The 22,356-nt window shown below is 42.6% G+C and carries 25 protein-coding genes and 1 pseudogene; 8 read left to right on the top strand and 18 right to left on the bottom strand.

What is annotated here, in order from left to right:
• Nucleotides 1–11: 11 nt before the first annotated feature.
• On the top strand, nt 12–218 hold the full coding sequence (locus tag QXH45_04805) for a ferredoxin family protein (GenBank protein ID MEM2078569.1): 207 nt from the start codon (nt 12–14) through the stop codon (nt 216–218).
• Nucleotides 219–515: 297 nt separating this feature from the next.
• On the opposite strand, the pseudogene QXH45_04810 reads toward QXH45_04805, so the two are convergent.
• From QXH45_04810 to QXH45_04830, 5 genes and pseudogenes are all read right to left on the bottom strand, one after another.
• Nucleotides 516–851: pseudogene (locus tag QXH45_04810) on the bottom strand (IS607 family transposase).
• Nucleotides 852–922: 71 nt separating this feature from the next.
• Nucleotides 923–2,854, bottom strand: coding sequence for a DUF460 domain-containing protein (locus tag QXH45_04815; protein ID MEM2078570.1), 1,932 nt, complete (start codon nt 2,852–2,854; stop codon nt 923–925).
• 70 nt (nt 2,855–2,924) lie between these two features.
• Nucleotides 2,925–3,803, bottom strand: a complete 879-nt coding sequence (locus QXH45_04820; GenBank protein ID MEM2078571.1) for an RIO1 family regulatory kinase/ATPase — start codon at nt 3,801–3,803, stop codon at nt 2,925–2,927.
• Nucleotides 3,800–4,945 (bottom strand): aminotransferase class V-fold PLP-dependent enzyme, encoded by a 1,146-nt coding sequence (locus tag QXH45_04825; protein ID MEM2078572.1) that lies wholly within the window; start codon nt 4,943–4,945, stop codon nt 3,800–3,802. The genes QXH45_04820 and QXH45_04825 overlap by 4 nt, the downstream gene beginning before the upstream one ends.
• Before the next feature lie 16 nt (nt 4,946–4,961).
• The gene (locus tag QXH45_04830; GenBank protein ID MEM2078573.1) at nt 4,962–6,314 is read right to left on the bottom strand and encodes a RuvB-like helicase; all 1,353 of its coding nucleotides are present in this window, start codon (nt 6,312–6,314) and stop codon (nt 4,962–4,964) included.
• Nucleotides 6,315–6,540: 226 nt separating this feature from the next.
• On the opposite strand from QXH45_04830, the gene QXH45_04835 reads away from it, so the two are divergent.
• Together QXH45_04835 and QXH45_04840 are read left to right on the top strand one after the other, a co-directional pair.
• A complete protein-coding gene (locus tag QXH45_04835; protein MEM2078574.1) occupies nt 6,541–7,374 on the top strand; it encodes a hypothetical protein in 834 nt (277 codons plus the stop codon).
• 51 nt (nt 7,375–7,425) lie between these two features.
• Nucleotides 7,426–7,902 (top strand): hypothetical protein, encoded by a 477-nt coding sequence (locus QXH45_04840; GenBank protein MEM2078575.1) that lies wholly within the window; start codon nt 7,426–7,428, stop codon nt 7,900–7,902.
• Between the two features lie 9 nt (nt 7,903–7,911).
• On the opposite strand, the gene QXH45_04845 is transcribed toward QXH45_04840, so the two are convergent.
• From QXH45_04845 to QXH45_04860, 4 genes are all read right to left on the bottom strand, one after another.
• Nucleotides 7,912–8,313, bottom strand: coding sequence for a DUF2153 domain-containing protein (locus QXH45_04845; protein MEM2078576.1), 402 nt, complete (start codon nt 8,311–8,313; stop codon nt 7,912–7,914).
• Nucleotides 8,314–8,436: 123 nt separating this feature from the next.
• Complete coding sequence (locus tag QXH45_04850) at nt 8,437–8,823, bottom strand: Trm112 family protein (protein MEM2078577.1); 387 nt, start codon at nt 8,821–8,823, stop codon at nt 8,437–8,439.
• On the bottom strand, nt 8,823–10,193 hold the full coding sequence (glmM, locus tag QXH45_04855; protein MEM2078578.1) for a phosphoglucosamine mutase: 1,371 nt from the start codon (nt 10,191–10,193) through the stop codon (nt 8,823–8,825). The genes QXH45_04850 and glmM overlap by 1 nt, the downstream gene beginning before the upstream one ends.
• A gap of 2 nt (nt 10,194–10,195) precedes the next feature.
• Nucleotides 10,196–10,564 carry a hypothetical protein gene (locus QXH45_04860; protein MEM2078579.1) on the bottom strand — a complete coding sequence of 123 codons (369 nt, stop codon included), beginning with the start codon at nt 10,562–10,564 and terminating at the stop codon, nt 10,196–10,198.
• A gap of 81 nt (nt 10,565–10,645) precedes the next feature.
• On the opposite strand from QXH45_04860, the gene QXH45_04865 reads away from it, so the two are divergent.
• Nucleotides 10,646–10,963 (top strand): hypothetical protein, encoded by a 318-nt coding sequence (locus QXH45_04865; GenBank protein MEM2078580.1) that lies wholly within the window; start codon nt 10,646–10,648, stop codon nt 10,961–10,963.
• Between the two features lie 5 nt (nt 10,964–10,968).
• On the opposite strand, the gene QXH45_04870 is transcribed toward QXH45_04865, so the two are convergent.
• The 7 genes from QXH45_04870 to QXH45_04900 form a co-directional block, all read right to left on the bottom strand.
• On the bottom strand, nt 10,969–12,129 hold the full coding sequence (locus QXH45_04870) for a GTP-binding protein (GenBank protein MEM2078581.1): 1,161 nt from the start codon (nt 12,127–12,129) through the stop codon (nt 10,969–10,971).
• 3 nt (nt 12,130–12,132) lie between these two features.
• Nucleotides 12,133–12,840: a ribonuclease HII gene (rnhB, locus tag QXH45_04875; GenBank protein ID MEM2078582.1), complete on the bottom strand. Its 708-nt coding sequence runs from the start codon at nt 12,838–12,840 to the stop codon at nt 12,133–12,135.
• Nucleotides 12,841–12,862: 22 nt separating this feature from the next.
• Nucleotides 12,863–13,261: an Hsp20/alpha crystallin family protein gene (locus QXH45_04880; protein MEM2078583.1), complete on the bottom strand. Its 399-nt coding sequence runs from the start codon at nt 13,259–13,261 to the stop codon at nt 12,863–12,865.
• A gap of 12 nt (nt 13,262–13,273) precedes the next feature.
• Nucleotides 13,274–14,065 carry a PAC2 family protein gene (locus QXH45_04885; protein MEM2078584.1) on the bottom strand — a complete coding sequence of 264 codons (792 nt, stop codon included), beginning with the start codon at nt 14,063–14,065 and terminating at the stop codon, nt 13,274–13,276.
• Between the two features lie 281 nt (nt 14,066–14,346).
• A complete protein-coding gene (locus QXH45_04890; protein MEM2078585.1) occupies nt 14,347–15,510 on the bottom strand; it encodes an AAA family ATPase in 1,164 nt (387 codons plus the stop codon).
• 38 nt (nt 15,511–15,548) lie between these two features.
• Nucleotides 15,549–16,412 carry a hypothetical protein gene (locus tag QXH45_04895; GenBank protein MEM2078586.1) on the bottom strand — a complete coding sequence of 288 codons (864 nt, stop codon included), beginning with the start codon at nt 16,410–16,412 and terminating at the stop codon, nt 15,549–15,551.
• An 83-nt stretch (nt 16,413–16,495) separates the two neighbouring features.
• Nucleotides 16,496–17,188 (bottom strand): CdvA-like protein, encoded by a 693-nt coding sequence (locus tag QXH45_04900; GenBank protein ID MEM2078587.1) that lies wholly within the window; start codon nt 17,186–17,188, stop codon nt 16,496–16,498.
• A gap of 277 nt (nt 17,189–17,465) precedes the next feature.
• Here QXH45_04900 and QXH45_04905 point away from each other — a divergent pair, with 277 nt between their 5' ends.
• Nucleotides 17,466–17,711, top strand: a complete 246-nt coding sequence (locus tag QXH45_04905) for a hypothetical protein (protein ID MEM2078588.1) — start codon at nt 17,466–17,468, stop codon at nt 17,709–17,711.
• A 47-nt stretch (nt 17,712–17,758) separates the two neighbouring features.
• Here the strand turns inward: QXH45_04905 and eno are convergent, their stop codons facing one another.
• Nucleotides 17,759–19,072 (bottom strand): phosphopyruvate hydratase, encoded by a 1,314-nt coding sequence (gene eno / locus QXH45_04910; protein MEM2078589.1) that lies wholly within the window; start codon nt 19,070–19,072, stop codon nt 17,759–17,761.
• 25 nt (nt 19,073–19,097) lie between these two features.
• Here eno and QXH45_04915 point away from each other — a divergent pair, with 25 nt between their 5' ends.
• The 3 genes from QXH45_04915 to QXH45_04925 are packed head-to-tail and all read left to right on the top strand — an operon-like array spanning nt 19,098 to nt 20,231.
• Complete coding sequence (locus QXH45_04915; protein MEM2078590.1) at nt 19,098–19,421, top strand: hypothetical protein; 324 nt, start codon at nt 19,098–19,100, stop codon at nt 19,419–19,421.
• Nucleotides 19,422–19,426: 5 nt separating this feature from the next.
• A complete protein-coding gene (locus tag QXH45_04920; GenBank protein MEM2078591.1) occupies nt 19,427–19,744 on the top strand; it encodes a chromatin protein Cren7 in 318 nt (105 codons plus the stop codon).
• Entirely contained in the window at nt 19,731–20,231 is a 501-nt protein-coding gene (locus QXH45_04925; GenBank protein MEM2078592.1) for a signal peptidase I, read from the top strand. The genes QXH45_04920 and QXH45_04925 overlap by 14 nt, the downstream gene beginning before the upstream one ends.
• A gap of 25 nt (nt 20,232–20,256) precedes the next feature.
• On the opposite strand, the gene QXH45_04930 is transcribed toward QXH45_04925, so the two are convergent.
• Nucleotides 20,257–22,338 (bottom strand): DNA topoisomerase I, encoded by a 2,082-nt coding sequence (locus tag QXH45_04930; protein MEM2078593.1) that lies wholly within the window; start codon nt 22,336–22,338, stop codon nt 20,257–20,259.
• Nucleotides 22,339–22,356 lie beyond the last annotated feature (18 nt).

The following is a 22,356-nucleotide window of genomic DNA, read 5'->3' on the forward strand; positions in this document are numbered from 1 at the left end:
GGTGTTTAGGTTTGACGAAGAACTGGTATCCAGTAATAAACTATGAGAAGTGCGTCGGATGCCTAACATGCTATAACTTCTGCCCGCACGGGGTATACGATCTAGGCGCTGACGGGAAGCCGGTGGTGGTTAAACCGGATAACTGCGTTGAGCTGTGCAGGGGTTGCCAGAAGATCTGCCCATCATCAGCGATCAAGTATTTTGGAGACGAAGACTAAGGATTTTCAACCCTTTAATTCTTTCACAGCATCTTTAAGCCTGGTTAGGTGTAATAGGTAGATAGGTGTTCCTCAGATTGTTGAATATGTTCAGGGAGCTCCTTCCTGGATGTGGTGTAGAGATCTCCCGAGCATTAACCCTGCCTTAAATCCACCGCCTTTCCTGAGAATGGAAATAGGTTGAAGTAGTATTATAAGATGGTTTTAAAGGGTTCCCCTTTTAGACTTTATCTAAGCAATTCTGATAACGCCTTCAACTTAGTATATAACATACGGACACACTGTGAGCGAGGTCTCTCTAGACACTTTCTTGTATCCTTTTCTATCCTCGTTGAGACCGCTACCAATGTCCGTGACGACCTCGTACTTCTCTACGTTGTTCTGTTTAGCCCACTCCTCGAGGACCTTCACTTGTCTCTCGAGATCGTCCTTCTGCGTATGAGAGGAGGTACGAGCGTAGAGGATAACGGTCTTCGGTTTAACGATACCCATAAGCTTCTCAACGTCCTCCTCCCTGAACCTCCACTTACCGCTTTCGAGAACAACTGGTTTAATCCAACCTCTCTTAACGTACTCTCTCAGAGTAGTGTAGCTGATACCGAGCCTCTCGCAAACCTCCCTTGGTCGAAGCACCTACATCTCAACGAATAAAATGATACCAACCCGTACGAACCTGCGTGAAAACCAAAACAGTTGCGTAGGCATTATTTCAAAATACCCCTCGATTTTTGGTACTCTTCGATAAGTCTTCTTATCTTTGCACGTGTCTCTAGATAATTTAATTGATCAATATCTTTCCAAATCATGCTAGATTGTTTTTCAACATCTTTATTCACGACTACGTGTTCTCCTAGATCGAGTATGACTTGAGCGTTGATAATCGGCACTCTAATCGTCTTGTAATCAACGGTTGAATCCCCAGATGTGACGATGTATCCTTTAATGGTTTTGATTAGCTCAACTAACTCTGGGCTTAAATGTTCTATGCTCGGGGTGTAAACACACTTAGTTTTTCTAATCTTCTCCCTATCTACCTCGCTGAGAACACTCTTTCCGGATTCATTAATTTTAGGTATTAAAATATATTCACCCTCTCCGATCTTCAAGATTATTTCCATCAATCTTTTTCGTTCCTCTTCCAAATCATTTATTCTTACTCTGGACTCCTCTAGTTTTCTCTTCAAATAAGCTATGTTCTCCTCTAAAACGGAAATCTTTCTTTCGTATTTATCATCAAAGGTTTTTCTATTTTTCAGAAGCCTTATCTCTACCTCAAGGATTCTTAATAAATCTTCTTTCTCCTCCAACTCTTTTGAAAGCTTATTTACCATTGCTTCCAGGACTCTTATTCTTTCCTTGTAAATTGGTTTTTCCACGGCCTCCTGTTTCGCAAATGTTTTCTCATCATGTGTAATTGTGCTAGGTGATTTTTGCATTCTTTTCTTATAAATTTCCTCTAGCACATCAGATAGCGTTCTTCCCTTAATGATCTCTGAGATAACCTGATAAACATCGACTCCATCTATGTGTTTTATTTTGGACTTTACTTCGAGAATAGTGTTCTTGTAGTGTCCATAGGCTTTCAAAGCAGCTGCCAAGGCATCTCTGGTGTGTGAATCCTCGATTTCGAAGCCGTGTGTCGTCCTAACTTCATGAATAACCTCGTTTTTCTCCGTGATGGAGATATCATGGTCTGGGGAGTATATTATTGCTCCCAAGAGTGAGGCGATTTTTCTAACGAGTTCAGGAGGGTTGGATACGTCGGTTGCAACGATCAGTATCTTCCCATAGCTGGATACTGTTGAGACGATCTCATACCTATCTACGGTTCTCCAACTTTTCGCGAAAACGGGGTTGCCATCAAGATCTACTAACGCCACTCCTATGGTCATCCCAGGGTCTATTCCCATTATCAAAGGCTTCGTTGAAGTGTTACTTAATACTCTATGTGACTGTTTAAAGGGCTTAACTATTATCTTTACATTTTTATATCGGATAGGCTTAACTAATCCGTGAAGCCTTTCCCGTGGAGCATATACTATGAAAACGCTTTTCTCCAAACCCCCGCGCGTTTTCTTAACCATCATGTCGTATTCAAAATTGTTGTCGTCAAGTATCTTTTTTATTTCCTTAGTGGCTTGAAGAATGCCCGCATTTATGCTTCGTTTATATCTCTCTTGACTCATGCCTCCCTGAGAGACGCTTCTACCCTTAGTTATCACAATCCTTGTTTTATCGGTGAATACTTGAATTTCCGAACCATAGCCTTTCAAAGCTGCTATTGCATTCAAGTATGCCGTGTTTAGAGGTGTTAACTCAACTCTTTCTTTAAACAACTCTTTCGAAATCTCTCTTATGCTTGTAAACTCTGAACCCTGACGCGTGACTTGAACGATCCTACAGTTATAAGGAATTAATTCTACCAGCTTATCCAACTCGTCGAGACTGCTCACCAACTCGAAAACATTGTCGACCGCTATGACGTCCACATGGTATTCTATCACTAGTCGTAAAAGCTTGTATAGTGGTACATCTTCATAGGAGGCTATTAACTCTCCATCCTTAATGATCACGACTGAATACTTGGCTTCCCGTGAGGACATGGGTGAGCAACCGGGTTGTATATCAACGCCCATTACCGTGGTGATACAAACCCACCTTTTAAGACATTATTATATGACACGGAGCCACGAGTTATTATAATGTCTAGGACCCTATTATCTTCTTTAATGCTTCATCAGTGGTTAAGCTTACCTCGTAAACTTTGTTAAAGAACCTGACGATATATTCAACATCCCTTTTCAATAACTCGAAGGATGAAGGGTGATCCTTGTAAACGTATTGAGGCCAATCTATTATGTAAGGGTCTTGAGTATCAAGGTTAATCAGTATGTTGTACTCGCTTAGATCACTGTGAATTATTCCCACGTCTTGATAAGCTGTCTTCAACGTATCGAGTATTAAATTTAAAACAGCCTCGGGATCGCTGAGTTGAGGCCTCTTATACAGTTCAACCCCCTCTAAATACTCGACAACTACGACATGCCTGTTGTATCCATAAGGGGTGGGAACTTTTGCTCTCACCAGTACGAGTTCTTTAAGAGCCCTATACTCTCTCTCCGCGGCTATTTTTGATTGCTCATACCATGTAGAACGAGGACCCCTGGACCAGTCTCTCAATATTTTCGTTCTCCTAAAGCTAGCGCGGCCTATTCTTAAAAACTTCACGGCAACCTTTTCCCCTCCGGTTGATAGTCCCACAAAGATCTCGCTTTCTTTTCCAACCCCTATTTTATCGCCAAGTGCCACTAGAACCTTCTTTTTCACGAGCTCATCTATAGCTATCATATCGTATCCTAGGGTGGTCATCCTGAAGCTCTTGTATCCACCAATGGTCTCCCGCTTGACAAGTCTAAGTTTATTAAGCTTACTTAGAACAAGCGTTAAATGCTCCTCCAGTATCTTAGTCCTCTTCTCTATTTTTTCAAGGGGTACATACTCGTGCCGAGAGGAGAGGTCTTCAATAGCTCTTAGTACCTGGATGTCTCTCGGGGTCAAGCTCTTATAGAGCAAACCTATGTTCACATGCCACCACTCCAACCATGTATTTTCTCTAAAGCCTTGATCAATGTCTGGACATGGCTTTCGCTCACGTGCGGCATTATAACAGCTCTAACAGCTTTGAGCGAAGGAGATTTATATAGGAAGATTTTCTCTTTCATAAGCATTTTAATTAATTCAATATAATCTAGCACGCGAGACCTCCATACCACGATAGGCAGGATGGGTTTGTATGCTTCCACGAAGGGTCTTTTAGTCAGTTCTTCGTAAAGATGAAGTGCTATTTTCTGTTGGCTAAGCGCCTGCTTTTCGTAACCATCTAAACCTATTGCCTTAACCACAGCCCATGAAGCGATCAGCGAGCCGCCCGGCCTAGTGCCAAGCAATCCACAATTAATTCCCGAAGGCAGATACTCCATTTCGAAACAAGCATGATTCAGGAGTTCCTCGTCCCTAACAAAGAGTAAGCTGGAGGGAATGGGGGCTCTTCCATTCTTATGTAAGTCCACTGACACGCTAGAGACTCCGGGATGGAAGTAAATTGTTTCATCAAGCATTCCATGCTTGAAGAGGAATGGAACAATCAAGCCGCCGAACGCTCCATCAACGTGAAGGAAAACATCGTATTCAAGAGCGATCTCTGAGACCTCCTTTATTCTATCCACAACCCCAAACTCCGTGGTACCTGCTGTGACAACGATCGCGTAAGGATTGAAATCTCTAACATACTTCTCCATTAAATCGGGATCCACGGGGTCCGTCGGGCTGACGGGTATCTTCACAAGCCTGGAGCCCATGAGAATACACGCTTTATCAACTGATGCATGAACCGTTGAGGGCGCGACGACCACGTTATCCTTGCCTCTACTCGCCCTCTTAGCTATTAGCAAAGCCAAAATGTTAGACTCTGTTCCCCCGCTTGTGAACAATCCATGTCTAGAGCCGTATAGGGTTCCAATGGTCTGAATAAGGTATTGTTCAGCATCTTTAACTATCGGAAACAGAATGGGATCATTACCGTTGACATGCATAAATAGCTGGTAAGCATAGACTCCTATCTCATGAGGCCAAGTAGTCATGGAGCCCAATATGCTTCCTTCAAAATGCTTCGGAATTCGATTATACCATTCTCTAAGCTCATCTATTATTTTCTCAAAATCCTCCAAAAACAACCCTCGAATATTACTTTAGAAACAGTTTTTCATACTCCCTCAGATATTCAACACTCGCCGAAACATCTATGAAGAGTTTTCTCGCTTTCTCGATATCTTCGATCATTATCCTGGAATCACCTCTCTGCTCGGCTAGAATTCTCGCAGGCTCCATTAACTGGACTGCATATCTTAAACTGTGTTTAGATCCGATCTCGACAAGCCTCTCTAGAGCATTACTGTCTAGTTCTACATCCTCCTCTTCAGCCCTTATTTTGATAATCTCCCTGATCTCCTCTGGAGTGTAGGGACGGGTGGGAATGATCAGTAACCTATCTAGCAAATCTAGGGGCATACCGTGAGGCGATTCCATGTCGGTTCCCCTGATTTTTGCCACTCCCCTATTAGTAGCTAAAATCAATATAGGGGCAAACTCGCTCTCCATGGCTCTGGTCAAGAAGCTGAATGCTTCGATGTCCAACATGTGAGCATCATCAATGAATAATACGCCGGGAATTATAGCCGCCCTCTTCTCCTCTATCCATTTTCTCACAGTTTCATCAACCTGCCTTCTCGCGTCGGGAGGGATTTCGCGCTCTATGGTTAAACCAAATACTGAGATTATGGATCTCTGTGCAGCAACATAAACATCGAGATCATGCAATGTTAGGACATTCACGATTTCCTTCTCCTTCTTCACAGGTCCCGAAGGTGTTTCAACGATCTTCTTCGTCTCGACATCATAGGTACGTACATCCTGGAATTCCTTAACCCTCCCTTCCCTATGTATTCTCCCAGTCTGGGCGTCAATCCATATTACATCACCTTTCCTAATTCCTAGTTCAATGACTTGCTGTGTAACTTCTTCGGGTACAGTGAGCGTGACTTCCTCATCCCTTGTGGCCAGAGTTATTTTGGCCTCCCTCGGGACGGTCAAATAGGGAACGAGGGGGTGTTTAGCCCTTCTAATGACGACGTTCTTCACGACACCCTCATAAACCAGTCTCCTTTCTGTTAGCCTGACGCCAAGGGATTTCCTAACAGCTTCCATTAAAACTTCGGTTTTCTTCTTTTCAGTGCTATATACCTCGCTACCGCTGAGAATCACAAATGGCGTGTCCTCGCCCAGCTCCCTAGCGATTGCGACTGCAAGAGCCGTCTTACCGGTCCCCGGGGGACCGACTAGCAATATACCTCTCCCAGAGATGCGTCCTTCTTTGATCATTTTAACAACGATGCCGGCTGCTTCCCTAGCTTCTGTCTGACCCACCAATCCATCTGCAACCATGACAGCTTTTCCATTTTCGTCGAGTCCTAAACCTCTGATGTGACTATGAGCGCTTATTCTTCTCGGTCTAAAGGCTTCGATCTTGATCTCGCTCATATACCTCCACCGGCTGTTTAATTATTATAATCTAATGAGTGATTTTTAACCGTAAAACTCAGAGCCGCTGAACATATCATCAACCCCAGCCCCTAAGGTCTCAAAACACATATTTCATCATCGCTGTTCTGATCACTTTGAGCGCTCTCCAAAATTCAATTTAGAGTAGAGAGATTTAAAAAAGAATAAATGTTTAAGCTATAACTAAGTTGGAAGTGCAGAAGAGATGACGTCTCCGAACGAGATTCTTAAGAAACACGTCGAGGACGTGTTAAAACAGCTAGAGAAGAGGGAAGCTCTGAGAAGTGAAGTAGAAGAATTGAAAGCTCTTAGTTCTTCGCTGGAGACCGTGGATTTTCCCCCAATCATAAATGGTGTTTTATACTATTCATTCAACTCTACCCTTGCTAAACTCTACGAACTCAAGGAGTACTTGAAAAACAAGACCAATGACATAGAATTGTATTACCTTCTCCGCGAGATCAACTCCGCTCTAAGATTTTATGTTGGAAGCGCTAAAAACTACCATAAAAAAGAAATGGTTCAGCTATCCCTGCCAGTATATCTTTCCATTGTGGTATACGTTCTCAGCTTCATAGCCGAGCCCGTTGATAGAAATATCATAACATTGATACTCGGAACACTCGGGGTCGGTTTAACATTCTTCAACGTGATTGGAGCATACGCCACTGTCATCATCGCTTCACTAGTCAATGTGATCATTTTATTAGGATTCACTGGGTTATCATCCCTGAACAATATCGTTATACACTTATTGATCATAATATCATCCGTTACGTACATATACATAGCGTTCTCTATGCGCTCCAGAGAATACCGTGAAAAGCTCAGTAAACTACTCACGGATGTATCAAATGTGATTGAAAGAGTCGTGGAGCCTAGTAACAAGCATGAAGTGGAAAAACTGTTGAACGAGGTTATTTTCGGAAATCAATCTGGTTCTTCCCGGAAACTAATCAGTTATAAAGCTTCAGTCTTAATCATGAACGGTTATAGTCTCGATGAGGTTAGAAAGATTATTTCAAGATATATTTATTAGTAGTTAATGGCCATACGATTAACAGGATTCTCCACTATTGAGGTGTTATCAATGCCCAAGGAACAGGCGCAACCAACTCCAACCGAGAAAAGTAAGGAGGTAAAGATCATTGCAAAACAAGTATTCACTTTATCAGATGTCGAGAAAAACCCCAGGGCTCTCAAACTGTTATACGTGATAAATTCGGTGGGTAGTATTAGTGAAAAAGCCCTGCAGTACCTTCTCCACTATATGAAGGAGTCCGGGGCCGATTTAAAGTATTCATTCACAACTATTGGGGGCGTTCCCACTTCAAAGGAACTCTTGAACGAGATACTTAGTTTAAAATACGTGGGCCTGGTCGAATCCCTCCCCAACAGAAAAATAGTCGTCACAGGCTTAGGAAAGGAATTCCTCAACAAGGCCATGACATTTCTCAGCGAGGAAGAGAAGAATATCTTGAATAAAGCTATTGAGGAAGCCAAACCAAAGATTCTCCCGATTGATGCTGAAGTAGATATAAGACTGAAAAAGCAGAATAGGAGATGATCTGAAGATTTATATCGTTAATTGAACCGGGGATCTCCTTGTTTCTTTCTCCGTCTTCTCAAAACCAAACAGGGGATTTATTTTACCCTCAGAGGCAAGAATCTTCAAGTGCTCGCTGAATTTACTCGTGTGCTCTATGTCTAGCTCTATTAGCTCGTATAATAGTTGTCTAAGCTTCTCCCACAACTCAATCAGCATTTCACGAGGCATGTGGTTTGTTATCATCGGATCTTTGAGCCACTGGTCGAATGCTTCAATGGTTCGCATCATGTGTTGAAATGCGGCTCTAGACAGCGTAATTAAGGTCAGTCTGTCGGCATCCCGATAGTCTGACTCAGCCTTTTCGAACAAACTCTTAACTTCGTTCTGACGCTTAACCCACATGTCTAGGCTGGAAAACAAATCACTCATGCATACCACCATACAATGTTATAATTTACACCTACTTTATACTTATCCAGTCAATGGAAGAACGTCTTGAAAACCCAATATCCCACCAACACATGAATGACCAGGTGACTCTTCGTAAAGGCTCTATGATGACAGATTATACGGCTTCCCTCTCTCGACAATATCCGGTGGAAGTTTATCACGATATGTTTGGAGAAAACTTTTATCAGTCTCAGCTTTCCTCCTGTTATCAGTTAACAAGTAAACTATGCCCTCTTTAATAGGATACCACCTATTGCAATTGGGGCAGAACAAGACTCCCGTTTTGATCCCGATTTTTACACACTCGTTGCACGGATACTCCTCGGATGGTTTAACCTCTTTTTGCAGGTAAGCGCAGTAAGATTTGCATAATGGGAAGTCTAAACTTGAGGTATCCACGTTTTGAACTTCTTTATCAATTACTATTATTTTCAACGGATAGTGTTTGCAGTGCACACATCTGATGAAGTCGATGCCCCAATATCGCATCAATTTAACCCAACCTCCATTACTATCTTGCTCACTCTCTCAAATATACTCTTAGCATCTTCTTCGGTTCGAGCCTCCAGCATTACTCTTAATAATGGTTCAGTTCCGCTCGGCCTCACTAGGATCCAATAGTTCCTTGCAATGACTTTGACCCCATCAATTAGTAAAAGCTTCTCATTCTTAAACTCTTCTTTTACGCGCTCGACAACGAGTAATGCTTTATCCCTTGACATCCTGTACTTTGTCTTTATGGAATGGTAATATGGTAACGAATCATAAAGCTCTGAGAGAGATACCTTGTATCTTGCAAGCATCTCTAAGACTAACGCCAATGTCATGCCTCCGTCTCTAACGTATTGATGAGGAGGGTACATGAAGCCCCCGTTCTCTTCGAAGCCGCATAAGGCATCCCCGCTCTTCTTCATTGTATGGGCGATATCGACGCTCCCAACCTTTAGCCATACAACTTCAACACCGAGCTCCTTCATTACATCCTCAATGATCATGCTGGACGAGACTGCCGTGTATACTTTTCCACGCTCTCCTCTCTCAACACTCAAGTATTTGGCTAGGAGCGTTGCAGTCCTGTCTCCCGATTGAATTCTTCCTTTTTCATCTATAAAGATCGACCTATCCGCATCACCATCGTGTGAAACCCCGAAATTCAATTTTAACGATTTGACTATTTCAGCGGTTTCTGAGATGTTTTCAGGGGTTGGCTCAGGATTTCTACTGGGAAACCATGAATCAAGGTTTCCATTGACTACGACGTATTCAACCCCTAATTTCTTGGCTATCTCGGGAGTTGTTAACGCACCGACACTGTTTCCAGGGTCTATTAGTATTTTAAACCCTCTAGATGAGATTAACTCTCTATCGACTTGACCCACAACCGCGTTGACGTATGATTCATTAACCGTTCTATAAGGCTCCACTGAATGATACGCTGCCCTCCAATCAATGCTCCTAAATCTCCCCTCCCAAAAAATCTCCTCAAGTTCTTTCTCCTTATCCCTATCTAGCTCTATTCCATCGGGACCGATGACCTTAATCCCATTGTATTCCCTAGGGTTGTGGCTAGCTGTAATCATCACTCCGCCGTCAAAGCCGAACGCTTTAACCGCGTATTGTAATGCAGGAGTGGGGGTTAGTCCAGCGTCGTAAACCTTGTGTCCAAAGTATAACAGCGTCCCTGTAACGATACGGGAATATGCTTCCCCGCCGGATCTAGCATCTCTCCCTACGAGTATTCTCGAACCGGGTTTGAAAAACGACCCTATAGCTTGAGAAACCCTAGCAACAAACTCGGGGGTCAGGTCGCCTATAACTCCCCTTATGCCGTCCGTGCCGAACAAGCTACTTTTAAACATATTCACTCCTCCGAAACCTCGATCAAGTCCTCAAGCAACTCTATAATATCAATCTCCCCCTCTCTTAATTTAATGTTGATCTCATAACCGTTCTCCTTAAACCATTTGTACAAGCCTGCCGTAAGCTCATTGAATTCGCTTATAACATCTTCTACCAGGTCCTCAACATTATCGCTCCCCGACGAAACCAAATCCTCCAGGAAGTCCTTTAGGCTACTATCATAGGAGAGTTTTATTACGACTCTGTTTCCACCAAACACGATATCAAGGTAGACCGGGAGGAGATGGTGTAGAATTCTCAATTTATTTCCAATCCCCTGCACTTGATACCCCTTAGAAATGATCATGTCAACTAGGGATTGAATGCTCATCAATAAGCACCATTAGTGCTCCCGTTTTATAAATCACCTTTTTAAATCACACTAATTTAGTATTTCAGGAAGGGGTTATAAGTGGTTAGTCTAGTATTGATCTCAGTTAATGATGGAGACCAGCTTAGAAAGGCGGAGGATTTGATCAATAATTTTAAAAATGAGATATTTGTAACAGATATGCAAACTTTAAAGCTCCTAGTAAATAAGAAGCTTTTAACCAAAGGCTTCGCTGGCAAGCTTTACGTATTTAATTCCTCTTTTCCCGAAGAAGATTCTTTAAAATTGTTCGCGTTATCCAAGCCGGATGACGTTGTAGTTTGCGATGAAGCCGGTAGGCTTGAAGCGTTCACACGGTTTGTTAAGCGAGTGTCAGGACTCAGGATCCTCGAGTGTTGATCATCTCACCCCTTTATGTGGATCTCTACAATATCCTTGTCTTCAACAACATGTTCTAACCCTACTCTTTCACCAGGGTATTTCGCCGATGGACCCCATACTCTCGCATATTGAAACCTTTCAACGAAATCCTTGTGGATATTTAACGCTACATCCTGGATCGTAGCGCCCCGCCGCAGTACGAGGGGCTTTTGTGAGGGAGGAGTATTAGGGGCTTTTGTATAAACTCTCACCAACTCGAGGTAGTTGAATATCTCATGACCTATCTTGTCGAGGCCAAGGCCGCTAACTGCTGACCCGATGATTATTGGTCCATTAAACCGTTTGCGTAGCTCGTTTATATCACTATCATCTGGGCGTCTTAGGTCCACTTTATTGATAAAAACAATGGAGGGCTTGTAGGTTATGTTTTCAAACAAGGCTTGCTCGACATCGTCTACGGATACTTCGCCATATATTTTAACGTGTGCATTGTATATCTTATAGCTCTCCAAGAGTTTTCGCACATCGTCGCTTGTTCCATCAAGCAACCTCCCCATTAATGTAACTCTGATACCCGTTTTTCCTGATCTAAAAGTCTCTATAACCACGCGACCTCTAGGTTTAGATAGTAAGATGCCCTCACTCTCGAGTAATTGTTTCAATGTATCAAACTGCTGATTTAAGTCTCTAGTAGCATCGAGAACGATCAGTAAGGCGTCGGAGTTTCTAGCTAGACCAATTATCTTGGATACTATTCTGCTTCCTAGAGCCAATGGGGGCGTATCAATTAATTGAAACAATACATCTTCATACCTCAGCATACCTGGCACGGGAAAAATCGTGGAGAACTCGTAATCCGCCACAACGGTCTTGGCTCCTGTAAGCTTGTTCACCAGCAGGCTTTTTCCCGAATTAGGTGGTCCTACAACACATATTTGAGCTGATCCCTCCTTCTCAATGAAGAAGCTCAATCCTCCGCCTGTTCGCCTCTTTTTCTTCTGCTCTAACTCTTCCCGAAGCTCGGCGAGTCTACGACTGGCCCAATGCCTCAGATTTTCTGTCCCTTTGTGTTTTGGAACGCTAGACAAAAATTCCTCCAGAGCGGCGATTTTCTCCTCAGTCGTCCTGGCCTCCATTACTTTAATCCACTTGGCTTTTGCCTCAGCGGGAAGATTCGTCGGCATTCTTTAACCCTTAACTCCTATGAAATCCCATAAAGTCTTAGATTTCTTTCTCTTTTCAATAAACCATTCAGGTGCCTCGTTTTTCAAAATAGACCATGATCTCCTTATGAAGAAGGGGGGTTTCGTATAACCATTAAAGACTGTCTTAAGCCAATCTCTAGTCCTGGAGTCGGCCGGATAACCAGATCCAAAATCACCTGCGATTGCACGGCTTGCTGAAATATTGACATCTCTTGAAACCTTTGCCAGAATACTCGCCAAGGATACAACAGGATATTTTGAATCCGCCTCTGGTTCGATTTTTAATGAAAAATTTTTCTCGAAAATATTCCTACACTCCTTTTCAATGATCTTATGTATACCCTTAACCTCGTCAACGTATATCTCAATAAAATAACTTCTCTCACGATTAATTAATGAGCTGAAAAAACGTATGATTCTAACCACGCTTTGAGCTGTTAACAAATTAATGTTTTCCCGATCTATGCTCGCTGGTGGTAAAAAATCTATGAAGAATGAAATAGGCTTACTCATGACAGACTTGAACGAATTAAACCTCTCATCCGGATCCATGAGCTTGCTATCCTTTATCTTAACCTCATCACTCACATCTTTGATAAAACTCTTGTTCAACATCACGCCAGCAACAACCATGTCTCCTATAAGAGGTCCTCTGCCCGCTTCATCGATGCCAACAATGTATTCTACCATCCCTTACATCCCGAGTCTTAACTCACTTTTTCTTCGGAAGAATCACCTTTATGAAGTGTTTACCAACATCCCTAATTATTTCTGCATTAGAAATATCAACGTCGTGGGGTATCTTCAATTCAACCTTGTATCTCTTCAGTGAAACATTCCTATGTATGCTCCACTTCTCAAACCTAATCTCTTTAACAAGATCGCATTCAATCTTCAACACAGACTCTGAAATCTTAATGGATAAAGCATTCAAATCGCCGTAGGGAAGATCAAGCATTATCTCATATCTATCTGGGTACTCGGAAACTGTATATAAGGGTTCAATAATCCCAGTGGAGAATTGAACCATGTCTTCGAATCCGGATTCGAACTCCCGGATAAGGTCACGCATTTTCCTTCTAAATCTTTCGAAAACATCGTCGAAGCTCATATCCCCCTCACCCTACATATACATTAGAGGCATTTGCCTCTCCATTTGCTTCTGCATGTCTATCATCGCCTTCTTTGTCTGTACCATTAGATCCCTTGTCCTCAACTTAATCAACTCAGCCTCCTCGAGTAATCTATGAATATCCACTTGAATCCCGATCAACTTACCTAGCACATCAATGCCGAGCGCAGCCGCCTCGGGATCGGGGATGTCGAGAAATGATTCAACCATTAACACCATGGTTGGAATCCCCCTTCTCCTACCCTCCTTGAGCAGGACACCGTAAGGTCCTACTACGAAGCCTTCTTTCAACTCTTCAACTCCTGCATCCTTAACAAGAGAATACAGCTCATTCTTGCTTGAGACCGCGAAAACCTGAGGCTTCTCTATTTCAAGCCTGTTGGGCACAGCCAGACCTGTAACAGCCAACATGTATTCAATGCCCACATCGCTGGCATAGCTGTGTATGCTATTAATGAAAGGGTGAATACTTGCTGGTTGCAACGGGATTTCAGATAGCAAGAGGAGGAAGCTTCGGTCCTCTGGCATGTACATTTGAACGGGACTTATTGGGGATGACTCGTGGATAACCGATATCGGAGGCAGGTATACATGAGAGTCTACCTCACCCACCAAACTTAGCTTCTTTTCTATTACCAAGTGCCGGCAAGCAATCGATGAAACCAAGCCGGCATCTGGAAAACACAATATCATATATTTAGGCGTTGGAGTAGCATATGCGTCATAATACTCGTGGATTTGCATGTAGTTGAAGTCAATCGTTCTCCTCGGACGTGCTAACACGTAATCCACCACAAACTGTATCTATTATATATCAAGTTAAAGACGATTTTAAAGAAAACACGCCTAAAAGAGCTCAGCTACCCCGGAGTACGTAGTTCATCCGGCGAGTCGATATGGCACGACTTTCTTCATTGCTCAAAACTATTTTAAGTTCTCATAAATTTTATATTCTTTTAACTCGAGCTATTTGGTTGTCATCAAAAAGTTTTCAAAACACATTACTCTGTTTTATTTCCCCGGTGTCTGCGAATTTTTGAGAGATAAGAATGATGATAGCATGCTCAGAGTGCGCCGTACCTCTCCATCCATTCTCGATAGGATTCCAACCATGTGGGATCTATGCTTGGTTTTCTCGTTTGAACCACCTTTATAATGTCATCCGTAGATATTGGTCTCTCAACCTTTTCCTTTCTATCTCCTTTCCCGAGGATGGTTTCATTGATCTCTTCAGCTACATTGTTCTGAACTTCCTTAACTATACTAGCTATGTCGGCAGGCGTGTAGTACTCCGTGATATCGGCGAGTTTATCATAGTCGACGTTTTCAACTGGATATACCTCCTTCAATTTACTAATGTAGTGAATGAATAATTGCTTTCTCACATCTCTATTAGGCTGAGGAACATATATTCTCTTCTCGAATCTTCTTATAAACCCTATATCCAAGTTCCATGGTTTATTGGTCGCTCCAATTATAAACAATGGCAACCGATTGTTCTCCTTCTCTTTCAAACCATCCATCTCCTGAAGGAATTGGTTTCTCATTCTGCTTTCCCCGCCGATTTCATTACCGTATACTTGGAGCAAACCGTCTACTTCATCTATGAAGATTATGACAGGTGTCCCCCCGGAAGCGAATTCTCGTGCTTTATCGAAGACTTTCTTAACGTTTTTCTCAGCATCACCCAACCACTTGCTCATAATTGTAGCAGGGCTTACGTTAATCAGAACCGCGTTTACTTCGTTTGCCAAGGCCAGCGAGATCTCAGTCTTCCCGCAACCAGGTGGGCCGAAGAGTAATATTCCCTTTGGCCACCCTAGAGGATAAAGTTCAGGGGTCCTAACCGGGTAGATAACTGCCTTCTTCAAGGCTTTTTTAACTTCTTCCAAGTCTACTAGGTCGTCGAATTTTTTCTTATTACCTCTCCTATCCGGGGTTAGTATTTCGAAATCCGCGTCACTATCATTGGTTTTCGTTTCTCCACCTATTTTCTGCATTTTGTCGAGAGCTCTTGAAAGCATGTTAATTCGTTCCTTATATTTCTCGACAAGTTCTTTGTAGAAATCGCTCATCGCGGTATCCGGGTAGAGTTTTAAGTATTTTGTGAACAGTTCTATAGCGACTTTATAGTACTTTATTGCCGTCTCATAGTCTCCGCTCTTATCAGCTGCTACTGCTTTATGCGCGTATTCCGTGCCTTTATCTATTAAGTACTGCATGCTCATAGCGATCACCGTCGAAGCGGGTTTAAAAAACCCTGAATTTAGAAGCGTTTTAACTTAACGAGACCTCTGGATTCGAGATTCCTTAAGGCAACGTAAACGACTTCTTTCCTAACTCTATACTTGCTAGTGAACGTAGCTATGTCGAGTATTCCTCCCTTGGCCCTTAGCTCATCAAGCAGCCACTGCTCGACTACGTTCACGGGGACTTCAACCGGCTCCGTCTTCTTAATAGCTAATGCTTGCTGTTGTTCCTTTACCTCAACCTTTGGTTCCCCGCCGGCTTGAACAGCACTCTCCAGTATTTTTAACTCGCTAGGTGGCGGGGGCGGGAGTAGTGGGGCTTCAATGCTCTTCAAGGACTGCTGAGAACTACCCTGCCGTACCGAATGCGGAGTCTTCCCCAACATGTGTGAGGGCAGAGGCTCTGCAGTGGTTTCTATTAAGATGTCTTCAACCTTCTTCCTCAGGCTTCTCAGCTGGTTGAGTAGATCGGGAGCAATCTTAGCCACTTCGGGCTCTATTCTCTGGAGCTCCTCCATTACTCCAGGCAGATCCTTCATAGGTTCTTCAACGTACGCTAAAGTCTCTAATCTATACCTGACTCTAGCGAGGTCGAGAATGGCTTTTTCGAACAGAGTCTTATAGCCAACTATGTTGTTTATCTCTTCGTTTATTATGTTTTGAAACTCTTTATCATTTTCATTGCTCAAGAGCTTAGCTCTTTTTTGATGTTCCTCGAGAACTGATTCGAGACTTTTCTTCGAAGCCTCTATTGTTCTAATCATTCTATCCATCATTGCAACCGACTCTAGAATGCTTTTCTTCATGGGATCTCTAGCTTTCAGTAAACCTGTTATCTTGCTCCATAAACCGATCCTTGAATAACTAACCGAGGCAGACATGTGTTATACCCCAGTGCAAACCTGTAAAAAGATGCTCATGAAAAACGTTTTTAAATAAGGGGATGAATAATAACGGGGTAATACTAACCCTCTAAAACAACAACCTGCATTGGTTGCTGAGTGTCCTGCTGTATAGCGACCGAACCTTCTTTCTTTACAATAACATCAACTGGCAGGTTCTCCAAAGCTTCTATTCGATCCAGGTGTTTTTTCACGCTCTCTTTCTCCAATAAGATCACGTCCATGTTTTTCCTGACAAGGTCTGCAGCCAGTTTATAAGATTTCTCTGGGATTTCCCCACCAATATAACTGACTTTCAAGTTGGTCATGCATTTCTCGAGCTCAACCATTATATCCTCTATCTCATGCAATCTCTTTCTCAACATTTCCTTAACAGCTTTTGACTCCTCCTTTATTTTAATAAGTGTTTCATCAAGTCGTTTCCTATACTCCTCATAGGCATGCTTTGGTACTTCCTTACGCGAATTCAATTCTTCAAGGGCAGCAATCCTTTTCTTTAACCTCTCCAACCTATTCTCAGTTACAAGAGCGTTGTACTCCCACTCTGATAGCAACACTATGTTGCCATTCTCAAACTTGAATCTATCTATTGGAAACTGTTTGAATTCAAAATCTCCAATGCTAACCTCTAACGAAGTAATGTTACCATCAGAGTCGCTATAGAAGCTTATTAAATACCCTACTCGTCGGCCATATGGATCGTTAACTGGTTTGCCCAAGTATTCATCTATGTTTTCAACCTTCACGCCTATCATTAGATCCACCGTTGAGGTAATACCTTGTAAATACTTTAAAAATCCCCAGCCCCGTTGATCCGTTCCTCATACATCAATAGTAAATTGAATAAGAGCACAAGGATAATTGAATCAGAAGCCTGGTAGCTGGCATCGCCAATCGGCTTTCCACGCTTTTAACCCTCATCATCGAGACAATGTAAGGTTTAACCACTATATAAACAGAAAGCTTAATAGGCTATATGTGTCCGAGGTTTTAAATTCCAATCTAATAGGATGTGTGAACAGGGGATCATGGATGGGGTTTGAGGACGCTGCAAGAATATTCACTGCAATAGGAGGGGTAGTCGACAAGATAACCGGGGTTGGAGGAATATTATTTCTCATAGGATTTATAATAGTGTTCACAATATTCATGGGCTTCGTAGTAACGTTACTGGTTAGAGCAATCAAAATGCTTCCGAATATGACGCCGGGTCAATTCTTAAAGTTCACACTAGTCGTAGCAATAAGCTTGATGATCGTTGGGCTGTTAATCCCTTAATGCTTAAAAAGTTTTTAAATTAGGATATTATCCCTGATTTTAGCCTTCTAGGGTTTCCTTAGAAAGACGCTGAATCCAGGGTATCTTGGATTATCAAGCTCCTCTTCTATCTCAAGTAAACGATTATACTTAGCAGTTCTTTCACCTCTTGCTGGTGCACCAGTCTTTATTAAGCCTGTGCACAGTCCAACGGATATGTCAGCTATTGAAGTATCCTCGGTCTCACCGCTTCTATGACTTATTATTGCCCTGTATCCATTTGCTTGCGCCATTTTGACAACCTCGAGAGTTTCGCTAAGTGTTCCAACCTGGTTGACCTTAACTAATATAGCATTTCCCGCCTTTGACTCCACACCCTTCCTAAACCTTGTTGGATTCGTAGTGAACAGGTCGTCTCCAACAACAAGTATTTTACTCCCAAACCTGGCAGTGATTTCTTTAAATCCCTCGAAATCCTCCTCATGTAGCGGATCCTCTATGCTGACTATCGGGTATTCGCTTATTAGCTTTTCGTAGAATTCTATTAACTGATCCCTACTGAACTCGGAACCTTCTAGAATGTAGACTCCTTTATCCTCCCTGTAAAACTGGCTGCTTGCAACATCCAGTGCCAACGCTATTTGAGACCACGGATCGTATCCCGCCGTCTTTATAGCCTCCATTATAAGATCAAGCGCGTCTCTCACCTTCTCCAGAGGAGGAGCGTATCCCCCCTCATCACCAACGTTTACTGCTTGGGGACCATATTTTTCCTTTAAAATCTTTTTTAAATCAAAATACACCTCAACTGCCGCTCTTATAGCCTCCTTCAACGAGCTGAAGCCAGCGGGAACTATCATGAACTCTTGGAAATCCAGCTTGTTTCCAGCATGAACTCCTCCGTTAATTATGTTTAGCATTGGAACCGGTAGTGTATCCGCTACATAACCTCCTAGATAGGCATAGAGCGGGAGACCCATGGTAGATGCAGCCGCTTTCGCTACTGAGAGGCTAGTAGCCACAATAGCGTTTCCCCCTATTCGTCCCTTATTGGGAGTACCATCGATCTCTATCATCTTCCTGTCGATAACGTTTTGCCTGCGAGAGTCCAATCCGATCAGAGCAGGTGAAAGTATTTTGTTAACGTTTTCAACAGCCTTGTAAACTCCTTTTCCCTTGTACTCTTTTCCACCATCGCGTAGTTCAACGGCCTCGTGGACGCCCGTCGAAGCACCACTTGGAGCGTTGGCGATGCCGACGCCCAGTCCTTCAGTGATTGTTTTAACCTGGATAGTGGGGTTGCCCCGACTATCGAGAATGAGTCTTGCCTTAACGTCTTTAATAGCGAAAGATTCATCATATATATGTGTGGTAATGTACAATTAACTCACCATGAGGGATTAATCATTGAACCAGATTATAGGTTTAACTTTATATGTCATAATCCCTTACGCGGCGTGGGTTTTAACAACTGGTTTATTGTTCAATAAGATCAAGAGTCCTTTGATTTACAATTTAATCATCCATTTACTTTATGTCTCATCTGTTTTATTCATAGGATTTAAAACGGCGCAAAACACTCCACCAGTGGAGGCTTTAACGGCCGTCGCGGCGGGGCTCTTACTGCTCGCATATTACTCTCGATCCAAGAAGAGTTTTCTAAGAACGATTTTAACACCAATTCCATATTTAATAATCCTCGCGACATATGTATTAGAGATCAGCTGGTGATTCGCGTGAGTGATCCCGGGAGAAACAACAATCTAAAATGCCCTAGGTGCGGGTCAACCAATATAAACGTGGTGAAATCGTGGCAACTAGTAGCCCCTATTCCAGATGCGCGGGGGAGAATCACTATCACGGTAATGGGCGTTGTACAGTGTGGAAATTGTGGATATAAGTGGAAAACAACCATTAGTAAGTTGAAGGTTGGCGGTAGTTCCCTCGAAATCGAAGGAGGTAGAAGCAAGAAAGTTCTGGAAGGCGAGCCGGAGGAGAGAGAGACAAAGGAGATCGTGCTTGATATATCAGACATTCTTAATGAAAAGGATTAATTATTCCAGGTTAAAGCCGTACGTGTCATTATTGGAGCTTATCATAGCACTAGTACTAGTAATTATCATTGCAAACCCTTTAATCCTTTCAACCATAACAGGCTCTCAAGCCCCCTTAGCCGTTGTGAAGGGCGAAAGCATGTTACCAGTCCTCAGAGAAGGCGATATCGTATTCACGTACAGACCATCCCCCTCTGAGATTAATATTGGAGACGTCATCGTTTTCAGAGCTTCCTCTAACAAGCTAATCATACATAGAGTTGTCGACGTGAAGATTATTGGAGGCAATTACTACTACGTCACAAAAGGAGACAACAATTACGGTCCCGACATTATCTATTTCGATCTCGTTGGAAACCAACCGCTCGGGGTTAGCTATAATAGAGTTGTCGGAAAGGTTCTCAGCTTGAATGACATGGTTGTGAAAATACCATATCTAGGTTACATATCTCTATGGTTCCAGGAGATTCGTTCCTCATTAATATGATGAGACGGAAATAGTTAATTAACAATCATTGACCAGCTAGATTACGCTCGAACTCTATTACATCCAATACCCATTTGCCAGTCGACTTAAGCCTTCTAATCCTCTCTAGGTACTCGGAAAAGGAGGCTTCCTCTTTAATTCTCCACTCTTGATAAACTGTTTCAATTACTTCTTTGGCTCTATAATGGTATTTGCATAAATTATCCTGGTAGGCTTCTCTATTACATATTTTACACTTATTAGAAGGCGTTGTAAAACCCAGCCTCGAAGCTAGTATTTCACCCACTCTAGCCTTATTCTCGTCAAACTTCCTGATCAACTCTCCGAGAGTTTGTCTAGCTTCTTTTATTACAGCCTCTCTACTAACTACACCCTTCCTTATATCGTTCATTAGTTTTTCAAAATGCCTTGTCAATTCCACCTTGACCAGTTCGGGAAAGAATGATTCAAGGGTTTCGACGATTCCCAGTCCCAAATCTGTTACAACAACACCTCGACTCGTGTTAACCAAGTATTTTCTCTCGAATAGTTTTTCAATTATCGTAGCCCTCGTGGCCTCTGTCCCTATCTCAACACTCTCCATCCACCTCAACATACCGATCTTGCTTATTCTCTGTGGAGGCTTAGTGTAAGATTTTTTAACAGTAACATCGTCAACCCTGACCCTTTCTCCTTCAACAAATCTCGGTATCTCCCTCACGCTGGGCTTATGATACGGGTAATACTTGTACCATCCAGGGTTCTCAATTCTTTGACCACTTGCTTGGAACATCAAACTTTCTCCAGGTAAAGTAAATTTTACAATCGAATGATCAACTATGGCCTTGCCTGCGAATACTGCTAGGAATCTTCTAACAATTAAATCGTATATGGCCCATTGTTCGCTGGTGAGCTGAGATGGTTGCACGCCTGTCGGATATATGGCAGGATGAGCTGGGTCTTCCTTGCTACCTTCCACTGGTTTTAAAAAACCCTTTGTCTCCTTGAAGAGTTCAGATATTAAGGAAGCATAGTTTCTTATTTGTGATAGTTTCTGGAAGATCTCCTTATAGTTTAGGGTTGGAGGCAGTTTTTGACTGTTTGTTCTCGGATAACTTATTAATGCGTCAAGGTAGAGTTGTTCTGCAATCGTTTGTGTTTTAGAAGGGCTAAAGCCATATATTCTAGCAGCTTCCTCCTGTAGGTCCCCGAGATTGAAGGGCGGGGGAGGAGATATATTAGTCCTATACTCTTCGTAAGACTTAACTATTAAGAAGCCCTCTTTTCTTATCTTCTCAGCCAGTAGATAAGCATCCTTCTTTGTTTCAGGAGCCTTGCCAATTAGGTCTAAATCTAATCTAGCTCCATTTTTTTCAATGGTTACCCCTATGTTGTACAGGGGTGTTGGTATGAATAAATTTCTATTTACTTCGACATCAGCTACGTATTTTAAAGTTGGCGTTTGAACCCGCCCAGCGCTGAGAATGATTTTCTTACGCGATGCTCCTTCAACGGCCTTCATCAAGGCTCTACTAACATTTATTCCCCACAGCCAATCCAGCTCGTGTCTACAAAGACCCGCTTCGATCATTTCATAATCTAGTCTAGATAATTTCTTGAAGGATTCTCTCAGCTCCATAGAGGTGAGGCTTGAGAATTTGGCTCTTAAGGCTCTACTGGGATCTCCATTGAACTTTATGATCAAAAATCCTATCACGCTTCCTTCTATATCATAGTCGCAGGCATTTACGAAGTAATCAGCATTGCTGCAAAGTTTTCGTAGAACATCCAAGTACTTGTATACGTAACTTTTTCCTTTCTCAACGGCGTACAGGGGAGCCCACTCATACGAATAGACTGGGTAACCCTCCTCTCTCGTCACTAAACCATATAAGTGACCGACAGAACTAGCCACCAACACCTGGAGTAATCCATTTTGAATCTCGAAGTAGGGAATATCGTTAATTCTCTTAACCGAGTACCTTGAGCTCAAGGCCTCAGCAATCTTTCTAGCTGCCTTGGGTTTTTCAGCGATAACTAAAACCTTGCCCTTTAGCTCCCAAAGGCTAATATCTCCTGTTTTCTGAAAAACCTCATTCCGAGGAATCCTGTTGTAGCGAGTATACAATCATGGATCCCCGTTGAA

The organism is Thermosphaera sp., assembly GCA_038827615.1.
GTDB lineage: Archaea > Thermoproteota > Thermoprotei_A > Sulfolobales > Desulfurococcaceae > Thermosphaera.

Excerpts from the sequence above, each read along its gene's own strand:
- QXH45_04815 (MEM2078570.1), bottom strand. The coding sequence starts at position 2,854 with ATGGGCGTTGATATACAACCCGGTTGCTCACCCATGTCCTCACGGGAA.
- QXH45_04830 (MEM2078573.1), bottom strand. The coding sequence starts at position 6,314 with ATGAGCGAGATCAAGATCGAAGCCTTTAGACCGAGAAGAATAAGCGCT.
- QXH45_04835 (MEM2078574.1), top strand. The coding sequence starts at position 6,541 with ATGACGTCTCCGAACGAGATTCTTAAGAAACACGTCGAGGACGTGTTA.
- QXH45_04840 (MEM2078575.1), top strand. The coding sequence starts at position 7,426 with ATGCCCAAGGAACAGGCGCAACCAACTCCAACCGAGAAAAGTAAGGAG.
- QXH45_04845 (MEM2078576.1), bottom strand. The coding sequence starts at position 8,313 with ATGAGTGATTTGTTTTCCAGCCTAGACATGTGGGTTAAGCGTCAGAAC.
- QXH45_04850 (MEM2078577.1), bottom strand. The coding sequence starts at position 8,823 with ATGCGATATTGGGGCATCGACTTCATCAGATGTGTGCACTGCAAACAC.
- glmM (MEM2078578.1), bottom strand. The coding sequence starts at position 10,193 with ATGTTTAAAAGTAGCTTGTTCGGCACGGACGGCATAAGGGGAGTTATA.
- QXH45_04860 (MEM2078579.1), bottom strand. The coding sequence starts at position 10,564 with ATGAGCATTCAATCCCTAGTTGACATGATCATTTCTAAGGGGTATCAA.
- QXH45_04870 (MEM2078581.1), bottom strand. The coding sequence starts at position 12,129 with ATGCCGACGAATCTTCCCGCTGAGGCAAAAGCCAAGTGGATTAAAGTA.
- rnhB (MEM2078582.1), bottom strand. The coding sequence starts at position 12,840 with ATGGTAGAATACATTGTTGGCATCGATGAAGCGGGCAGAGGACCTCTT.
- QXH45_04880 (MEM2078583.1), bottom strand. The coding sequence starts at position 13,261 with ATGAGCTTCGACGATGTTTTCGAAAGATTTAGAAGGAAAATGCGTGAC.
- QXH45_04890 (MEM2078585.1), bottom strand. The coding sequence starts at position 15,510 with ATGAGCATGCAGTACTTAATAGATAAAGGCACGGAATACGCGCATAAA.
- QXH45_04895 (MEM2078586.1), bottom strand. The coding sequence starts at position 16,412 with ATGTCTGCCTCGGTTAGTTATTCAAGGATCGGTTTATGGAGCAAGATA.
- QXH45_04900 (MEM2078587.1), bottom strand. The coding sequence starts at position 17,188 with ATGATAGGCGTGAAGGTTGAAAACATAGATGAATACTTGGGCAAACCA.
- QXH45_04905 (MEM2078588.1), top strand. The coding sequence starts at position 17,466 with ATGGGGTTTGAGGACGCTGCAAGAATATTCACTGCAATAGGAGGGGTA.
- QXH45_04925 (MEM2078592.1), top strand. The coding sequence starts at position 19,731 with ATGAAAAGGATTAATTATTCCAGGTTAAAGCCGTACGTGTCATTATTG.